We start from the raw sequence: 14550 nt of genomic DNA, 5'->3' as shown, positions 1-14550 counted from the left end.
TCGCAACGATTATCCGAGTCGATTATGACTGACCTGTGACCTTTTTGCGCGATATTTGGGCGGAAAAAAATGTTTTGTTGGCTTGGCTGGGTCCGCCTCGCCAGGCATAATCGGACCCGAACGGGCGTTGGGTCAGGCACGCAGCGACCGGAATATTCCCCACAACCCGCCTCTTGAAGAAAGAAAGGATCGACGCGTGAGCCTTTTGTTTTTGATTTTTCTAAGCGTCCTACAGGGCGTCACCGAGCTTTTCCCCGTCAGCAGCCTGGGGCACACGCTGCTTGCACCGGCATTGCTCGGTATGCATATCGACAAGCATGCGCCTCAGTTGATCCCATTTTTGGTCGCCCTGCATCTGGGAACGGCGCTCGCGCTGCTCTGGTACTTCCGCAAGCGCTGGATCGAGCTGATCGTGGGTTGGTTCGGCACGCTCGCGGGGCGCCGCAGCGAACAGGGTCATATGATGTGGGCGCTCATTATCGGCACGATTCCGGCAGGGCTCGTCGGTTTGGTGCTCGAAAAACGGCTCGAGCGGATTTTTCATGATTTGCGCATCGTGGCGCTCGCGCTCGTGGTGAACGGTCTGCTGCTCTGGCTCGGCGATCGTCTGCAGCGCGCACGCGCGCATCGGCCGCCCGAAAAGCTGAGTTTCAAACAAGCGTTTTTCGTCGGACTTGCGCAGGTCGGCGCGCTGATCCCGGGCTTTTCGCGCAGCGGCTTGACGATGATCGCCGGCAATGCGGCCGGACTGACGGCGGAGAGCGCTGCCGAATTCGCGTTCCTGCTCGGTACGCCGATCATTTTTGCGGCCGGGTTGTTGGAAGTGCCCAAACTGTTTCATGCCCCGGGGCAACTCGCCGATGCGATCCTCGGCGGCGTGCTGACGGCGATCGCCGCGTACCTGAGCGTTCGGTTCTTGATGCGCTATTTCGAGGGGCGCGGCCGGCTGGCGTCGTTCGGCATTTATTGCGTGTTGGCGGGCGCAGCTTGTTTCGTGTGGTTCATGACGCACGGCCAGCCGGCGTGACGGCGCGCTTCGGCTCGGATAAAACCAGACCGAAGCGGTGATGTTGCCTGAGGGTGCGGCTGCGCGCGCCCATCGGGTATAATTCCGGCCCCCGGCGCTGGTTGGCCATAGCGTCGTACAATCACGCCTTCGCCTCCCCATAGTTCAACGGATAGAACACGGGTCTTCTAAACCTGAAATCGAGGTTCGATTCCTCGTGGGGGGGCCAACTTTGCGCACGGTCCGGCTGCGCGCGCTGCCGCTGCTTCTGTCCCCGCTTCTGTCCCTGCTGCCGTCGTTGCTTCTCTCACTGCTGCCCTCATTGCCGCGGCTGGCGTCGTTTGGTTCGGCGCTGCGCGTCGTTTAGCCGTCCGGTCTATTTCGCCCATCACCTGCATTACCCGATCATGTCTGCACGGGCGTCCCTTCTGCGGGGCCCTGCGCGTGCGGCCAAGAGCGCGCCGTCCGGCAGCCGGGCCGGCCGGGGCGTTTGCCGTGCTTACCCACTATCGATCGAGTGCTCCTATGATGCTCAATGCGCGAGACCTGCGTCGCCCTCAGAAAACTGTCCGATTTCTCTCTTCCCACGAATCCATCCACGCGCCTTCCGGCGATCATGCGTCTTTTCAAGCACGCCTCACCGAGCTAGAGCATATGACAACTGATATCCGCGAGCGCGTGGCGCATGTCGAAACGGGGTTGCTTCATCTGGCAACCAAGCACGACGTCACCACGCTGGAATCGACGCTGCTGAAGTGGTTCATCGGAACCGCGATCGCCCTGACGGGCTTCGTTTTCGCGCAGCCAGGCTGGTCACGTAGTAAAGAGTGGGCTCGCGCATATTCTCCTTCAGTACATGGCAGGCGGGCAGCGCTATGCCGCCCGCCCGATATGCCCTTGAGGCGCGCGATTGATCGCGACAATCAGGGGTAGCGCTTAATTATCGGCACTCCTTCCCATCCATCTTCGGCAATGGCGGGCATTCGCCTGTTCTTTGATTTCTGTTCTGTCGAGGTCATAAATCTGATTGTCAGCGTCAATGCCAATTGATTTTTAGGACGAAGGGAAGGGTATTTCGGTGAGTTCCATTTATTTCTAACAAAATAGAAGAGATAGGATATTGTTGGTCGGATGCCCTTCGGCTAGAATCGTCCGCACCAAGCGGCGGCCATTGTGGTGGTGCGTTGCGGGTGTTGTCGTGATTCATTTTCATTGATCAGAATCAATTAAGATTTTTCTCGGAGGCATATCTCCCGCTTTGTGGTAATTCCCGGTTCTCGAGTATCGGGCAATTCTTCAATCAATTTCGTGCATTATTTCGTCGCCGCGCAATGACGCTTATTACATGAGAGCGGCAGTCCTTCACGTCGCAATGGCAATAGCGAGGATGAAAGCGCATGACCCCCCGGAGAGTTCTATTGTTATCTCGTCCTAGACATCGAATCCGTATCGCAATCCTCGACGATCACCCGATCGTCGCGCTCGGCGTTGCAACGTATCTGCGTGATCACGCCGACTTCGAACTCGTGGCCAGCGTCTCGTCTGTCGATGACTTGTTCGTGGTGATCGAACGCGGCGAGTGCGACGTCGCGCTCGTCGATTTCTACCTTCCGGGGGATCGCTACGACGGCGCTACCTTTGTACGGCGTTTGCGCGTCGAGGCGCCGCCGATTGCGATCGTCGTTTTGTCGGCGGCGCGTGCCGCCGACGCCGAGTGCGTGTGCCACCGCGCCGGCGCCAACGCGTTCGTCGAGAAGACGACCCCTTTGCCACTGATCGCCGAGACCATTCGCAGCGCTGTCGCCGCGCCGCGCAAGTTCTTCGTCGTGCGTGAGCGCAAGGTCGAAGCGCGCGTGCCGCATCCGCGCGAGGACATGTTGTCGGCGTCCGAAATCGAGATATTGCGTCACATCGCGGAGGGGTTGTCGGTCACGCAGACGGCCGCCCGTCTCATGCGCAGCAAAAAGACGGTGAGTACCCATAAGCGAAGCGCGATGCGCAAACTGCGCGTGGCGGACGATCTTGGGCTTGCGCTGTTCCTCAAAGAGAAATTCCGGTATTGAAACGGAGACGACCGGCCATGGGTGCGCAAGCGCAAAGCGGGCGAAAGTCATCGCCGTCTCGCTCGAGGTGGCTGAAACTGGCGCTGCGCATGGTGTCGTTGTTGGCTGCCGCGGATCCGTCCGCTGTGTCCGCCGCTGAACAAGACCTCAGGCCCGCGCTGCGCGTGGGCGCCTATCGCGACGAGACGAGCGCGCTCGATTACGTCGATCAGGCGGGCGTTCGGCAGGGGCTCAATGCGAGCGTTTTGCGCGCGATCGCGGACCACCATCGAATGCAATCCGCCTACCGGGCGTACGCGTCGGTCGCGCAAGCATGGGCCGCACTCGATCGAGGCGAAGTCGATGCCGTGCCCGTCGCATGTGAGGACCCGGCGCCGGGCAACGTCGGCGCGTTGTCGGCGCCTTATGCGACCGTCCCTGTCGGGGCCGTCGTGGCCCATGGTCGGCCGTTGCCTTCCGAACCCGGCGATCTGGCGGGCAAGCGCGTCGTCATCGTCGGCGGCAGCCTCGGCGCGGCGACGCTGAGAGCCTGGCTACCCGGCCTCGCGCTGCGCGAGATGCCCGATCGCCACGCCGCGTTGCAGGCACTCGCGAACCAAGAGGCCGACGCGTTCCTGGGATTGCATCCGCTCAATATCGGCGCCGTCAACGCATCCGCCCTCGGAACGCTGACGGCGGTCGAGTTGCCGCTCTCGGTTTCGCTGTGCCTTGCGTCGCGCCGCGGCGACGCACGCACGGCGGCCATCATTACCGAGGGCCTCGCGGCCATCCCGTCATCCGCGCTCAACGAGATCGCCATTCAACCTTTGCCAGCCGCCATGCGCCACACGCCCGAACCGGGGGCGGCGTTTCGGCTCAGCGACGCAGAGCAGGCGTGGGTCCGTGCGCATCCGGTCGTACGCGTCGGCGTGGAGCGCCTGGGTCGCCCCTACGATTTTCTCGATGGCCATGGCCGGTGGCAGGGGCTCGGCGCCTCACTGCTCAGGCAGTTCGCACAAGCAACGGGGCTGCAATTCGAACCCGTGCAACTCGACGCCGCACAAGAGCCGGACGAGGCATTGCGCAGCGGCGTTGTCGATCTCGTCACGTCGTTTCCTCTCGGCGCGTCCGCGTCCCTGCGCGGCGTTGTTATGACTCGTGCTTACGACAGCTTCCCCTGGTCGTTCGTCCGTGCAGAGCGTGACGAAGCAAGCTCCGGGAGAATCGCAACGGTGCCCTGGCGGCTGGCTCGCCTGGCAAGCAGCCCGAATCTGGACGGCACGGCGCTCGTGGCGCGCACGAATTCGGCTGACGCCCTACGCGCCGTGTTGGCCGGTAACGCGGACGCCGCGCTGGTCAATGTCGTGGCAGCGGAAGAATTGGGCGACCGCTATGCCCGCGGCCGCCTGGTTGCCGATCCAACCGTCGCGGGCGTCGAGCGCATCGGCTTCGCGACAGCTTCGCAACAGTACCTCCTGGCCGGGATGCTGGATCGCTATCTGGCCTCGTACCGTCCGCGAGAGCTCGCGCGGCTCGCGAGTCGCACCCGGCCCATCACGATCGTGCTCGGATATGAGAAAGGCACCGTCCTCGCTCTTGCCTCGGGTGGCGTGGCAGTCGCGCTGGCCGTGATCGCGGCGCTCGCGTGGGCCTATCGGCGAACGCGCGTTGCGCGCGGTGTGGCATTGGCCGCACAAGGTGAAGCGATCGTGGCGCGCGAACAGGCGCTCGCCGCCGATCGCGCGAAATCGGCATTCGTCGCGATGATGAGCCACGAGATCCGCACGCCGATGAACGGTGTCGTCGGCGTACTCGACTTACTCGATACGATGGCGCTGCCGCCCGAGCCGCGGCGCTATCTCGGCGTTGCCCAGCATTCGGCGCGGCTCATGCTGCATGTCGTCGACGACACGCTCGACTATCTCAAGATCGAGCAAGGCGCGTTGACGCTGGCCGCCGAGCCGTTCGACGTCTGTGCGCTCGCGGCGGCAGCGGTAGAACTGCACGCACCGCTTGCAGCGCGCAAGGGCCTGGCCATTTATCTCGCTGCCATGCCTCATTTCGACAAACGGCTCATCGGCGACGAAGCGCGCGTCAATCAGATCGTGACGAACCTGCTCAGCAACGCAATCCGCTTTACCGAGCGCGGGTATGTGCTGCTGGAAGTGCGTCGTAAAGTGGCACGCGGACGGGCTTGGCTCGTGCTGTCGGTGACCGATACCGGTGTCGGCATTTCCGAAGCGTATCGGGCCCGGCTGTTCGCGCCGTTCACGCAGCAAGACAGCACCACCACGCGGCGCTACGGTGGCACAGGGCTCGGATTGTCCATCGTCAAGCGCCTCGTCGATCTCATGGGCGGCACGATCGACGTGGAAAGCCGCGTGGGTTCGGGCACGCGGGTGCGGGTTCGCGTGCCGATCGAGTGGGGTGACGACCTGAACCTGCGGCGCCGCGCGCGGCCCCTCGTCCCGCCCGCCCGCGCGCTGTTGCGCATGCCCGTGCCAGCGATGGCGGTGTGCGTGCGTGCGGCCCTGACGAAGATGGGCGTGCGTTGCGTGACGAACGGCAGACATGCCGACGTCGAGGTAGGGCTCAATGCGATGGGCGCACTCATCGTGACTTCGCGCAACAGTGTGCCGCGCGTCGTCAGGAGCCTGGACGATCTGGCCGACGCCGTTGCCGCGGCGCTTGGCCGCCCTGTAGAACCACGCGCGAGCTTGCCGCACTCGGGCGCGAGCGGCGGGCTCTTCGACGTGCCGCTCGACGCGGCTCGGGGTGCGGCTCCCGGCGCGGCTGCCGGCGCGATGTGCATGGATCATGGCCATGGTGTGGCGACGGATGGCCGCGTGCTCGTCATCGAAGACAACGACATCAATCGCGACATCATCGTGAGGCAACTGCGCGCGCTTGGCGTTAATGCGCACGCAGCTGCCGACGGCATCGAAGGCTACGCCGCATGGCAGTGCACGCGTGCGCGGCTCGTGTTGCTCGATTGCCATATGCCGGGCATGGACGGCTACACGCTCGCGCGCAAGATCCGGCAAACCGAGGGTGACGATCCGATTCGCACGACGATCGTTGCGGTCAGCGCGAACGCGACGCAGGACGACGTGCGCGCATGCCGCGACGCCGGGATGGATGACTATCTGTCCAAGCCCGTGACGCGCATCAAGCTCGCCGCATTACTTGAAAAATGGCAGGAGGTGGCCGATGTCGAGTCTAAACCGGCGCGGTTGTGAACCGCTCGACGCGGTGACGCTCGATTTGTCGGAGCTGCGAGAGGTGTACGGCGAAAGAGATCTGCGCATGCTATTGAACATCGCGCTCGACGAGTTCGATTGCCAACGGCTGCTGTTCGAGGCCGCGTTCGAGAGAAAGCAATGGAATCCAGCGGCTCACGCATTGCACCGGTTGACGGGAACGGTGGCCTTCTTTGTGGGCGACGAGCGGGCATTGGAGCCGCTCAGCCGTCTGGAGCGCGCGCTGCGTCTTCATCAGGTCGCACTGGCCGAGCGCGCCGCCGGGCAGGCGCGGGCAACGCTTGTCGCGTTCAGAGCGGCGTTCGCCGCAGAGCAGAGGGAAGTGTGCAATACAACGGAGGAGATTGATGCGCATCGTGCCGAATGCCGACCTGGGAGCGGCGCTGCGCGTGAACGCGGGTGAGATTGCCGGAAGCCCACAAGAAACCGGGATCGAGGCCGGGCATGATGGGCCCGAGCGCGCCCCGGAGGGCTGTCGCCCGACGGCAGGTGAACCGGCGCAGTCTACGCACGGAGGCGCGCAGGATCAAGCGGTCCTGGCGAGCGGCATCGAGCGCAGACTACGCAGGGCCGCTGCGTTTGCAGGCGCATCGCAGAGCGCGTCGGGCGAGGGCGGCGCGCCAGAAAAGCTGTCGATTCGCTTCGCATCCGGGGCGGCAACGGAAGCGACATTGCCTGCCGCCTCGACCGCTCCTACGCCGTCCGACCTGCTCGCGACCACGGTCGGCGCGGCGCGCAACGCGATAGCCGACACAGCGGTTCTGGAGCGGCTCAATATCTCGCTGACGGAATGGGTCGACCCGGACAAAGCCCGCAACTACGCGGAGCGCCCGGCCGATCTATTGCGCGCTGTGGCCATGCATCGTCACCGCGTCGTACCCGACGAATTCGCCACCTCGCTCGATCCGTCTCTGTTGGTTGACGAGGCTTTGTTGGACGAAGGCGCTGTGTTGTACGACCGGCTCCAACGCCAGCTCCCGGCGACAGGCACGCAACAGACCACGCCAACGCTATCGGCGATGCGGGCTGTCTTCGTTCACGCGCTGCGCGCGGACTATTCGAAGCGCCGCCAGCTTGACGCGCTTTTCGCCCCCAGTGAATCGCTGGGACAGCGTACGCCGTATTTCGACGGCTTTGCGCTGCGTAATGCCGAGGGAAAGTCCTTCGACGATCTTTTGGACGGGAAGGCCCTCTGGGCCGCGCCCGTGTTGACGGATCTGACGCGCGCCGGGCGTCGTGCGCTGCTGACCGAGAAATTCGACGAGATGGCCGAGTCCGTGCGGTTCCCGATCGGCTCGATCCCGCATTCTCTCGCCACCTCGCTGTTGCGCCTGGAACGTTACCGGGGTAAGCCGTTGCCGACGCCCGACGACGAGGCGGCGCTCGCTCGAGCATTCGTGCAGAACGAGGCGTCATGGAATGACGGCGCGGACTATCCCTATCATCCGCGTCTCCTGTTCGCCATGCATCTGGCGAGATCGAGCGGCTTCGAAGTCGATTCGCCCGACCAATTGCGGCTGCTCTATGAAAACCAGATCAGCGACGAGGCTTTGGAGCAACTGGCGAGTGGAAATGCCGCGCCCGCCGAATGGATCGCACAGTATCTTTCAGGCTGGGAGGGGCGCGGCGTGCGTTGGAAGGTGGCCGCGCCCGCGCAGCAGGCCGAGGTTCTACTCGGTCTGTTCGATGCGTTGCGAGCGCAGGCCGATCGAGCTGACCAAGCGGACCAGGCGGGGCCCATCGCCACGTTCGCACGCGCCTTGCGTGCCAAAGGCGTGTTGACGCCGAACCGAATCGTTGGCGTCGATTTCAATGCACGCGCGCAGGCCGTGCTCCAGTACGCCAATGAGCGTCTGCTCGCCGCCTACGGTGAGCCGCCGCGGTTCGATCGGCGCGAAGCAGCGGCCGACATCCTGCGGCGCCACGGCATCGACGAAGACGCGATGACCGACCCGCGTCATTACGTGATCGTCGGCGACAACCCCAACGTGACCAAGACCGCATTCGGCGATCTGATCGATGAATTCCTGGATCGTGCCGACTGGGTGGGCCTGAACGGCGCGTCGATGACGCCTCGCGCGGGCATATCGATAAAGCCGCGGGCCGAACTGCAGCGCGAAGAGGAAGCGTTCAATGCGCGCCTTCGCACCGACCCCTGGGTTGTGGCGATTGCGAAGGAGCGGCTGCGTGAACAAGAGAAGGAAACGACCGTAGACGAGGTTCGACGTGTCGCTGAAGAAATCGCCGGCAATTTTGCGACCGAAACGGAATCGCATCGAGCGCTCGTGCGGGGGCTCGACACCTGGGTCAATACCGTGCCCGTCATCGGGCCGCTCTACAACATCGAGGAGGGCGTCCGTCATAAGGATGCGACGCGCGCCGCGTTCGGACTGCTGTTTCTTGGTGTGGACGGTTTCGACTTGGCCACGGGCGCCGGCGGTGCGCGCTCGGAGGCTGTGCATCCAGTCGTGCCGAAGCTTCGACGCGCGCTCGGCCACATCGACAGTTCGACGAGCAACATGGCTGGCCACGCGGAGATGATCGAAATGCAAGTCGATCCCGTCCGCATTGCGAAACCTGACGCGCAGGTGCCTGACGAGCTACGCGCGTTGACGCGTCAGGCCCGCGAGGGCAAAAGCGTGCGCTGGCGCAATTACGACATCGTGCATCTCGGTGACGAAGACCGGATTGTCCCGGTGCGTCGCGAAGGCGAGGCTTACGTCGAGCTCGATTGGCGCACCGGCCACCGGCTTCGAGATCTGCCCGATATCGAACTCGACGCCCGCGCGGGCAAAGGCTGGCGACAGCACGCGAGCGCCCGCCGGGGGCAGCGGGAACCTGGTGTGCGCGGCGACGAGGTACGCGAGCGGCTCACCGTCGAGCGTGTCGCCGACCTCATCGGACACGCAAACGATCTGAAGCAGCGCGATTTCGACGGGCTATTTGCGGAGGCATTTTCGTTGACGCCGCCCCCCGCCAACAGCTCGCAGTTCGGCGCCCGCGCGTTCTATCGCAAGCTTTACAAGTCGAGCGACACGTTTCGCCGGCTGTTCAATCGCCATGCGCACCTCGATGCGCGGGCACGTAACGGGACCGCCGCAGTATGGAAGAAGTGGGAGTTCGTGATCGGAGAGGGCGGGCCTCTTGGGGCGCCGAACAAGGCGTATACGGACTTCGACCACAAGCGGATCTACATGCCGAGAGACGCCGCGATAGAAGCGATGCCGTACATGTCGGCCGCAGGGCCGCAAACGCTGACGCGCGAACAAGCGTACCTGCATGAAATGATTCACGCGCTGACGGGCGCTCGCGACCCGGAGCGGATGCTGGACATGATGAATCGCGGGCCTGTTGTCTACCTCACCGATAAGATCCTCAGCGAAGCGGGCTATGCGATCCCGGAGCAGATCATGTATCGCCGCGCCAATTCGACGTCCGACATGCCGGTCGATCAAACCGTCGAATACCACGCGGACGCGGCGGCGCGCTCGGCCGCACTCGAGAACCGCTATCTCGACACCCTTGTCGACGCCAAGCGCAGGCCGTTGAGCGCCGATACACTCGTCGAGGGCGTTCCCGTGTCTTCGCGGCGCACGGTGGCGCGCACCCAGGAGGTGTTGAGTGCGATCGAAGACGAGGACGACGAAGTCTTTTTGGCTTGGAGCGACTTCAGGACGAAGTTCGACCAAAACTTCGGCTTTTACGTCCAGGATCGAAACATGACGACGGCGCTCGCGTCCGATGCCATGGTCGTGATTGACTTCTACGGCCGGCTCTACCAACGAAGCGTGACCTTCCGGCGCATGTTCGACAAGATGCCGGTGACCGATGCGACGCGAGCCGATCCATGGAAGTTCGTGCTCGAAGGGGACATTGAATTCGACCTGTTGTCGCCCGGCGGGCGCGCCCATGGCGTGAGCGCGGAGGCGAAGAAGATTTACGTCCTCGATGACGGTTTGCAATATCTATCGGAATACGGGCTGCGCGAGGTGGAGCTCGAGCGTCAGCTCGCCTACCAGATGATTTGTGCGATCACGGGGTTGCCCAAGATGCCTGCGCCCGACGCACTCGCGAATCGCGGGGCGGCCGTGCTGTTGACGGATCGCATTCTGAGGGAGGCCGGCTTTCACTATCCACCCCAACTCGTCGCTGCGCTGGTCGAACCTGGCGATGCGATGGCGCAAGCGCGATTGCTCTCGCATCAAACGCAGGCATTGCGCAGCGCAGCGGCGGAAGATCGCTATCTGCTGCTCGGTTAGAGCCGCTGGACGGGGGGACGCCAGGGCTCATCCACTCTGAGAAATTTCAGGAGGAGGATGCGCGCAAAAGAGCCAACAATCGAGTCGTTGTTCGACGTGCCAGGCATCAGCCATGCGCAGGCGGTCCCGCCATCGCAATGGATGGCCATCGCAAAGGCACTTCGAGTTCCCTTACGAATCAACTCGATATGGCTTTCATCGACGTACCCGCTCTGCTGCAACCGATTCATCCGGATTCGCCTTGCGGTCCCGATCTCGAATACGCGCCGCTCCACCTTGAGGCGGCGCGCGCGGTCGAGGGAAGCCCCGACGCCGAGTACGGGGCCGTGCATGTCGCAGCAGCCGACCCCGATTGGGCGCTGGTGAAGGCGGCAACACTCGATCTGCTTGCACAAAGCCTCGATCTGCGGCTGGCCGTATGGCTGACCCGCGCGCTCGTCGCGTTGCACGGCATCGCTGCGGTTGCCGACGGTTGCGCGCTGATCGAGGGGCTGCTTGCGCAACATTGGGACCACGTTCACCCGCAATTGGATGCCGACGATGGGGGTGATCCGACTGCGCGCCTGAATGCGTTGCTCGCGCTCGATGAAACAACAGGTTTCGTGCGTGAGCTAAGGATGGCGCCGCTCGCGGGTTCCGCGCGCCACGGCCGCGTCAGTTTGCGCGACATCAAATCGACAGAGGGCGAGCAGGGCGCAAGCGATGCGGCCCAGGACCCGGCGGCCGTCGCTACGGTAGCCATCGATAGAGCGGCCGTCGACACGGCGTTCGCCGAATCGAACTTCGATGAGCTTTCACAGTTATGCGATGCGCTCGCGAGTGCGCAGGCGTCGCTCACGCGTATTGATGCGCTGTTGACCGAGCGGCTCGGTCATGGTCGTTCAGTCGCATTGCGTTCGCTCGAACAGGTGCTTGCGCGCATCCACCAAACCGTGCAGCGGCATCTCGCTCAACATCCGCAAGCGGCCTTTGGCGACGGAGCGTTGCCTGGACCGACTGCAGCGAACGTCGGCGGCTCGCGGGGCAATTCGGACGCTGTCACGAGCCGCGAGGATGTCTTGCACTCATTGGATCGACTGTGCGCCTACTACGAGGTCGCGGAACCATCGAGCCCGGTGCCCGTGCTGCTGCAACGCGCCCGCGAACTGGTCGGCATGCGCTTCGTCGATATCGTGTCCGTGCTGACGCCGGCCGGGGTCGAGCAAGCCCGGCATTGGGCGGGCTCCGAGCACGCGTAATCGCTGCCTCACGGCATTTCCGCCTTTGCGCATTTTCGTTTTACCGACGTTGCATGGAGATCGTTTCAATGACCGACGAAAGCAGTCAGAAATTCCTGGGCCGCACGCGTGCGCCCCGCGTGCAGATCGAATATGACGTGGAGGTCTATGGTGCGCAAAAGAAGGTGAGCCTGCCGTTCGTCATGGGCGTCATGGCCGAGCTGTCGGGGCAGTCGGCCGACGCGCCGCCGCCGGTGGCCCAGCGCCAGTTTCTCGAAATCGACAGCGACAACTTCGACGAGCGATTGAAGGCGATGAAGCCGCGCGTGGCGGCGATGGTACCGAACACGTTGACGGGCGAGGGGCAGCTTGGCATCGATTTGACGTTCGAATCGATGGACGACTTTTCTCCGGCTGCCATTGCGCATCGTATCGAACCGCTGCGCCGCCTGCTCGAAGCGCGCAGCCATCTGGCCAATCTGCTGACTTATATGGATGGCAAAGCCGGGGCCGAAGATTTGATCGCGAAGGTCCTTGCCGATCCCGCGCTGATGCGCACGCTCGTGTCGGCGCCCCGGTCGAGCGGCAATGAAGCGGATTCGGCGCAGGCGACGCCGTAGCGGAGGGCGTCGCATGGCCGATCCGATCCGAACCAAAATACTTAGGACACCTGATCATGACCGAGTTGAGCCTGGAGCGCGACACGCCGCGCGCAGCAGAGAGCGTCACTGTTGCGTCCGAAACCGCAGCCGCCGATGATTTCGCGAGTTTATTGAATAAGGCTTTCAGGCCTAAAACCGACAAGGCGCAGGAGGCCGTCGAGCATGCGGTGCGAACGCTCGCGGAACAGGCGCTGCAGGATGCGGATTGCATTTCTTCCGATGTGGTGGGCACCGTCGAAGCGCTCGTTGCCGCAATCGATCGAAAGCTGACCGGACAGATCAACGCGATCCTGCATTGCGCGGAGTTTCGCAATGTCGAAAGCGCGTGGCGCGGACTGCACTATCTGGTCATCAATACTGAAACGGATGAACAGCTCAAGCTGCGCGTCATGAACATCTCGAAGGCCGAACTGTACAAGACGCTGAAGAAGTACAAAGGCGCCGCGTGGGACCAAAGCCCATTGTTCAAAAGGTTGTACGAAGAGGAGTATGGGCAGTTCGGCGGGCATCCGTACGGGGCCATCGTCGCCGACTACTACTTCGACAACAGCGGTCCCGACGTCGATCTGCTCGGCCAGATCGCGAAGATCTGCGCCGCTGCGCACGCGCCGTTCATCGCGGGCGCCTCACCGGCCGTCATGCTGATGGAGTCGTGGCAGGAGCTCGCCAATCCGCGCGATATCGCCAAGCTATTCCAAACGCCCGAACATGCGGCATGGCGCGCGCTGCGCGAATCGGAGGACTCCCGCTACATCGGTCTCGCGCTGCCGCGCTTCCTCGCGCGCGCACCGTACGGCGCGAAAAGCAATCCCGTGGACGAGTTCGCCTTCGAAGAGGATACGGCCGAGGGCGAAAGCGATCGCTACGCATGGGCGAACGCGGCCTATGCGATGGCCGTCAACATCAACCGGTCGTTCAAGGCATACGGCTGGTGCTCGCGGATTCGCGGCGTCGAATCGGGCGGCGCGGTAGAGACGCTGCCGGTGCACGTGTTCCCGACCGACGACGGCGGCGTCGATACGAAATGCCCGACGGAGATCGGCATCAGCGACCGCCGTGAAGCCGAACTGTCGAAGGCCGGTTTTCTGCCGCTCGTCCATATGAAGCACACGGGCATGGCGGCATTCATCGGCGCGCAATCTTTGCACAAGAGCGCCGAATACGATGACCCGGAGGCGACGGCGAACGCCGCGCTTGCGGCGCGCCTGCCTTACCTGTTCGCCTGTAGTCGCTTTGCACACTACTTGAAGTGCATCGCGCGCGACAAGATCGGCTCGTTCAAGCACAAAGACGACATGCAGCGGTGGCTGTACCAATGGGTGATGACCTATGTCGACGGCATGCCGAGCCATTCGTCGGAGACGACCAAGGCAACCAAGCCGCTGGCCGACGCCTCAGTCGTCGTCGAAGAAGTGGAAGGTTGCCCCGGCTATTACACGTCGCGCTTCTATCTCCGGCCTCATTATCAACTCGAAGGTTTGACGGTTTCGCTTCGGCTCGTGAGCAAATTGCCAGCTGTCGCGGGCCAGTAATCGCCGGGTTCTGCACCAGCCTGTTTAACAATTGATAAGGAGTACTGATGAGCTACGACAATATCGTAAAGACGATGAAGATGACGGGCATCGACGGCGAATCGCAAGTCGAAGGCGCAAAGGGCGAGATGGACGTGCTGAGCTTTTCGTTCGACGCGGCGATTCCCATGGAAGGGCGCGGGCCGGGCTTGTCGGGCAGCGGCGCTGCGTACATTTCGCCGTTGAGCGTCAACAAGGTCGTCTGCGGCTCGACGCCGAAGATCGAGGCGCAGTTCTATAGCGGCAAGCCCATCGCCACTGTGACGCTGAAGGACTACAAGGCCGACGGCGAGAAGACGCCGAAGCCGTTTGTCGTCGTCACGCTGACGAACGCGCGCATTCACAGCTATCACGCAGAGGGAACGAACGAGCATATGGAGTTCACGTTCGAGAAGATCGAGCGCGAATACTTTTCGCAAAACACGGCGACCGGCGCACTCGTGTCGAAAGGGAAGACCGGCTTCGATGTGATGAAGAAGCAGGTGTCCTGATGGAAGCGCAAGGCCCGGTGGCGGCATGACGCTACACCGGGC

At 63.2% G+C, this 14550-nt stretch carries 10 protein-coding genes and 1 tRNA gene; all 11 read left to right on the top strand.

Annotation, left to right across the window (positions count from 1 at the left end):
- The first annotated feature begins 196 nt into the window (after positions 1–196).
- The 11 genes from C0Z19_RS18185 to C0Z19_RS18135 all read left to right on the top strand — a co-directional run bounded on the left by C0Z19_RS18185 (position 197) and on the right by C0Z19_RS18135 (position 14508).
- Positions 197–1027 (top strand): undecaprenyl-diphosphate phosphatase, encoded by an 831-nt coding sequence (locus tag C0Z19_RS18185; RefSeq protein WP_102611221.1) that lies wholly within the window; start codon positions 197–199, stop codon positions 1025–1027.
- A gap of 133 nt (positions 1028–1160) precedes the next feature.
- A tRNA-Arg gene (locus tag C0Z19_RS18180) sits at positions 1161–1235 on the top strand.
- Between the two features lie 296 nt (positions 1236–1531).
- Positions 1532–1939 carry a hypothetical protein gene (locus C0Z19_RS18175; RefSeq protein WP_102611220.1) on the top strand — a complete coding sequence of 136 codons (408 nt, stop codon included), beginning with the start codon at positions 1532–1534 and terminating at the stop codon, positions 1937–1939.
- Between the two features lie 485 nt (positions 1940–2424).
- The gene (locus C0Z19_RS18170; protein WP_233196181.1) at positions 2425–3069 is read left to right on the top strand and encodes a response regulator; all 645 of its coding nucleotides are present in this window, start codon (positions 2425–2427) and stop codon (positions 3067–3069) included.
- Between the two features lie 89 nt (positions 3070–3158).
- Positions 3159–6287 (top strand): ATP-binding protein, encoded by a 3129-nt coding sequence (locus C0Z19_RS18165; RefSeq protein WP_158243012.1) that lies wholly within the window; start codon positions 3159–3161, stop codon positions 6285–6287.
- Positions 6259–6711, top strand: coding sequence for a hypothetical protein (locus C0Z19_RS18160; RefSeq protein ID WP_102611217.1), 453 nt, complete (start codon positions 6259–6261; stop codon positions 6709–6711). Before C0Z19_RS18165 ends, C0Z19_RS18160 begins: the two co-directional genes overlap by 29 nt.
- Entirely contained in the window at positions 6656–10567 is a 3912-nt protein-coding gene (locus C0Z19_RS18155; protein WP_102611216.1) for a PipA/GogA/GtgA family type III secretion system effector, read from the top strand. Before C0Z19_RS18160 ends, C0Z19_RS18155 begins: the two co-directional genes overlap by 56 nt.
- A 188-nt stretch (positions 10568–10755) precedes the next feature.
- Positions 10756–11805: a type VI secretion system protein TssA gene (gene tssA, locus C0Z19_RS18150; RefSeq protein ID WP_158243011.1), complete on the top strand. Its 1050-nt coding sequence runs from the start codon at positions 10756–10758 to the stop codon at positions 11803–11805.
- Between the two features lie 68 nt (positions 11806–11873).
- A complete protein-coding gene (tssB, locus tag C0Z19_RS18145; RefSeq protein WP_102611243.1) occupies positions 11874–12404 on the top strand; it encodes a type VI secretion system contractile sheath small subunit in 531 nt (176 codons plus the stop codon).
- A gap of 56 nt (positions 12405–12460) precedes the next feature.
- Positions 12461–13978, top strand: coding sequence for a type VI secretion system contractile sheath large subunit (tssC, locus tag C0Z19_RS18140; protein ID WP_102611214.1), 1518 nt, complete (start codon positions 12461–12463; stop codon positions 13976–13978).
- 47 nt (positions 13979–14025) lie between these two features.
- Positions 14026–14508, top strand: a complete 483-nt coding sequence (locus C0Z19_RS18135) for an Hcp family type VI secretion system effector (protein ID WP_102611213.1) — start codon at positions 14026–14028, stop codon at positions 14506–14508.
- The last annotated feature ends 42 nt before the right edge of the window (positions 14509–14550 follow it).

Source organism: Trinickia soli (assembly GCF_002879855.1).
Lineage (GTDB): Bacteria > Pseudomonadota > Gammaproteobacteria > Burkholderiales > Burkholderiaceae > Trinickia > Trinickia soli.
The sequence above is the reverse complement of the archived record's forward strand: the minus strand, read 5'-3'. Positions and strand labels throughout refer to the sequence as shown.

What these genes read in the sequence shown, in the direction of transcription:
- tssC (WP_102611214.1), top strand. Translation starts at nt 12,461, where the DNA reads ATGACCGAGTTGAGCCTGGAGCGCGACACGCCGCGCGCAGCAGAGAGC.
- C0Z19_RS18160 (WP_102611217.1), top strand. Translation starts at nt 6,259, where the DNA reads ATGTCGAGTCTAAACCGGCGCGGTTGTGAACCGCTCGACGCGGTGACG.
- C0Z19_RS18175 (WP_102611220.1), top strand. Translation starts at nt 1,532, where the DNA reads ATGATGCTCAATGCGCGAGACCTGCGTCGCCCTCAGAAAACTGTCCGA.
- C0Z19_RS18135 (WP_102611213.1), top strand. Translation starts at nt 14,026, where the DNA reads ATGAGCTACGACAATATCGTAAAGACGATGAAGATGACGGGCATCGAC.
- C0Z19_RS18155 (WP_102611216.1), top strand. Translation starts at nt 6,656, where the DNA reads ATGCGCATCGTGCCGAATGCCGACCTGGGAGCGGCGCTGCGCGTGAAC.
- tssA (WP_158243011.1), top strand. Translation starts at nt 10,756, where the DNA reads ATGGCTTTCATCGACGTACCCGCTCTGCTGCAACCGATTCATCCGGAT.
- C0Z19_RS18165 (WP_158243012.1), top strand. Translation starts at nt 3,159, where the DNA reads ATGGTGTCGTTGTTGGCTGCCGCGGATCCGTCCGCTGTGTCCGCCGCT.
- tssB (WP_102611243.1), top strand. Translation starts at nt 11,874, where the DNA reads ATGACCGACGAAAGCAGTCAGAAATTCCTGGGCCGCACGCGTGCGCCC.